At 52.2% G+C, this 2,991-nt stretch carries 2 protein-coding genes, 1 rRNA gene and 1 pseudogene; 1 reads left to right on the top strand and 3 read right to left on the bottom strand.

Going from position 1 to position 2,991, the window contains the following annotated elements:
- Positions 1–120: 120 nt before the first annotated feature.
- Both DA373_RS15875 and DA373_RS15880 read right to left on the bottom strand, forming a co-directional pair.
- A pseudogene (locus DA373_RS15875) lies at positions 121–327 on the bottom strand (hypothetical protein); the annotation flags it as partial.
- A 137-nt stretch (positions 328–464) separates the two neighbouring features.
- Positions 465–1,706 carry a D-amino acid dehydrogenase gene (locus DA373_RS15880; protein ID WP_107853245.1) on the bottom strand — a complete coding sequence of 414 codons (1,242 nt, stop codon included), beginning with the start codon at positions 1,704–1,706 and terminating at the stop codon, positions 465–467.
- A gap of 118 nt (positions 1,707–1,824) precedes the next feature.
- Here DA373_RS15880 and DA373_RS15885 point away from each other — a divergent pair, with 118 nt between their 5' ends.
- On the top strand, positions 1,825–2,727 hold the full coding sequence (locus DA373_RS15885; RefSeq protein ID WP_107853244.1) for a LysR family transcriptional regulator: 903 nt from the start codon (positions 1,825–1,827) through the stop codon (positions 2,725–2,727).
- Positions 2,728–2,872: 145 nt separating this feature from the next.
- Here the strand turns inward: DA373_RS15885 and rrf are convergent.
- Positions 2,873–2,987: ribosomal RNA gene (gene rrf, locus DA373_RS15890) — 5S ribosomal RNA — on the bottom strand.
- Positions 2,988–2,991 lie beyond the last annotated feature (4 nt).

Below are 2,991 nucleotides of genomic sequence, written 5' to 3' on the forward strand. Positions count from 1 at the left end.
ATCCTCAAGCAAAGCGAGTGTGGCTCACCGAGTCAACGCAACAAACTGAAACGGGCCAGTTGGAACGACGATTACCGGGCTCAATTATTCTTTGGTTAAATTAACAGCAAAGTATGCTCTTGCCCTGGCATTACACTTGATGTCATGTTCCTCGGCATCTCTATTGAGAAAACGGCATACTGATTGCCCAGCAGTATAATAAACCCCTGTCTGTCCACCTGTGCCAATCGTTACATAACGTGTCTCAGCACCCACCTGAGCACTCAAAAGAAGAGCGGTCACCGCACCGGTAAAGACCTTGACCACACCACAATTATTTATATCCATATTTATATCCTCAGGCTATTTTCCAAATACCATCTTCTTGCTTATCACTCACTACATCGAACAGAAAATTCAATGCAAGTCACTGTGTGATTAATGACACGACATATTCAAATAAACTGAAAAAAAATAATAAACACTCAGGAAGCCAGCTGCATTCCCTCAAGAGAAATATCCGTGGGCTCACCACTGATAAGGTTCGTCAATACAGCGGCGCTGCCACATGCCAGGGTAAAACCCAGGCTGCCATGCCCCAGATTAAGCCATAAATTATTAATGCCGCAGCCCCCCAGCAAGGGGGTGCCTTCCGGGGTGGCAGGGCGCAAGCCGGCCCAGGCAGTGGCGCTCTGATAATCACCCGCTAGCGGAAAGCATGACTGAGCCTGACGCCGCAAGGATGCGATTCTCCTGGCATCCAGCTCGGTGCTCCAGTCTCCGATGTCCACCATGGCAGCAACACGCAGCTGATCGCCCAGACGGGCATATACAATCTTGCGGTCATAATCCGTGACATTCGTTTCCGGAACGGTGGCATGATCAGTTACCGGCAGAGTCAGGCTGTAACCCTTCAAAGGATACAGCGACACCTTCAAGCCCAGTGGTCGCAGTAAAGCAGCACTGCCAATACCGGCGGCAACCACCAGATGCTCCACATTCACATCCCCGTCCGGTAATGACAAGGCGCGGATCTGTCCACGCTCCAGGCACAACTTGCTTACCGGTTTTCCGCTATGTAGCCGAAAACCGGCATGGCCATGCAGGCGCTGTAGCAGCTGCTGACAAAACTGGTAGCAGTCTCCCACCTCATCTCCCGGAGAAAAAATCCCCCCCTGCAACTGAGGCTCGAGGCTGGCCAGGGCCGGCTCTGTCTCTACACATTGCCGGCTATCCAGTATTTTTTGAGAAGAGGACTCACCTGTATTTCTGGCAGCCTTGTTCAGGCTGGCGCTGTCGCGATAAACAACAAGTTTGCCATTGGCACGCCAGGAGAAGCCATCCAGACCATCACCTTCTCGCCAGTCACGAAGTATTGTTTGGCTATACAGCGCCAGTCGCAGCAGGTGTTCAGTATTGGAGCGGTTGACGCTGCGGCGGCAGGCCAGCAGAAAACGCAAACACCATCGCCATTGCTCTGGATGTATGCGTGGTTGAAAACGCAGCGGAGCATCTTTTTTCAGCATCCAGCGCAGCGCCTGTAACGGCACTCCAGCATCAGCCAGTGGCGTCACATAACGGTAGCTTAGCTGCCCACCATTGGCGAAGCTGGTCTCCATGCCAACAGCATCGCGCTGCTCGAACAAATCAACCTGATACCCTTTATTTATCAATGCGTAAGCTGTGGTCAGACCCACTACCCCACCACCGATGATCGCAACCCGCATATCTGCCCCCAGGAAACTCAACCCACTCAGAATATGCATTGCCGTACAGAACGAAAAATGAAAAGATCAGGGTAAGCCATAACCTTTGGTTATGTATTTACTGACAGGAGCTTGGGATATGCGTTTACGCCATATAGAGTTGTTTCAGGCCATACTACAAACCGGCAGCCTGACGGCAGCTGCAGAACTGCTGCATATTTCACAGCCAGCCGCCAGCAAAAGCCTGCAACATGCCGAGCAGCAACTGGGCTTTGCTCTATTTCGGCGTGTTCGTGGCAAGCTGGAACCAACAGCAGAGGCACGGATCCTGCAGCAACCAACAGAGCAATTATCATCAGATCTGCAAAACCTTCGTCGCCTGGCCGACAGCCTTCGTAGAGGCAGTACCTCTTCATTACGCTTGATCTGTACGCCAACACTGGCACAAGGTTTGCTGCCTGAAGCACTGGGACGCTGGCGCAAGCATTACCCTGATACAGAGTGTGAATTGGCAACTCAGCACACCAGGGAAATTATCCAGTCACTGCTACTGCGAGAAGCCGATATCGGACTGACACTACAGAAAATTGAGCACCCTGACTTAAAAGCAGACGTATTGGTACAGAGTCAAATGATGGCAATTGCTCCACCCGGCTGGTGGAGTGAGGAAAAATGCCTTGAGCCCATTCGTTGTCAAAGTCTTGCCGGCACCAACCTGATTGGCCTTGATGCCCGGGATAACCTCGGAGGCTTGCTGCACAACCATACCAGAGAACTCAATCCGCCAGTCAACGTCAGTATCCGGGTACAAACTTATCAGCTGGCTCGCCAAATGGTTGCCGCTGGCCAGGGCTTGGCTTTGGTCGATCCCTTTACCGCCTTGATGACAAGTGCAGACAAGGTACAGGCTCGTCCACTGGAGCCTAAACTAACGGTGTCGCTTTATGCATTGCGCCGAGTAGGTGAAACACCCATACCTGCACAACAGGCGCTGCTGAAATACCTGAAAGCCACAGCCACCGGCCTGCTGCAAGGCAAATAACGAAAAAAGCCCCTTGCGTGAACAAGGGGCTTTCTCTTGCCCGAATAAATCCGGGCCTATTCAGTTCGTGTGCCTGGCAGTGGCCAGTTCATCTCGCAGAAACAGAAAAAGCCCGATACTCTCGTATCGGGCTTTTTAATTGGGTGCCTGGCAGTGACCTACTTTCACATGGCAGCTGCCACACTATCATCGGCGCGGTTGCGTTTCACTGCTGAGTTCGGCATGGAGTCAGGTGGTTCCACAACGCTATGGCCGCCAGGCATA

Source organism: Oceanimonas marisflavi, assembly GCF_003049725.1.
GTDB lineage: Bacteria > Pseudomonadota > Gammaproteobacteria > Enterobacterales > Aeromonadaceae > Oceanimonas > Oceanimonas marisflavi.

What these genes read in the sequence shown, in the direction of transcription:
- DA373_RS15880 (WP_107853245.1), bottom strand. Translation starts at nt 1,706, where the DNA reads ATGCGGGTTGCGATCATCGGTGGTGGGGTAGTGGGTCTGACCACAGCT.
- DA373_RS15885 (WP_107853244.1), top strand. Translation starts at nt 1,825, where the DNA reads ATGCGTTTACGCCATATAGAGTTGTTTCAGGCCATACTACAAACCGGC.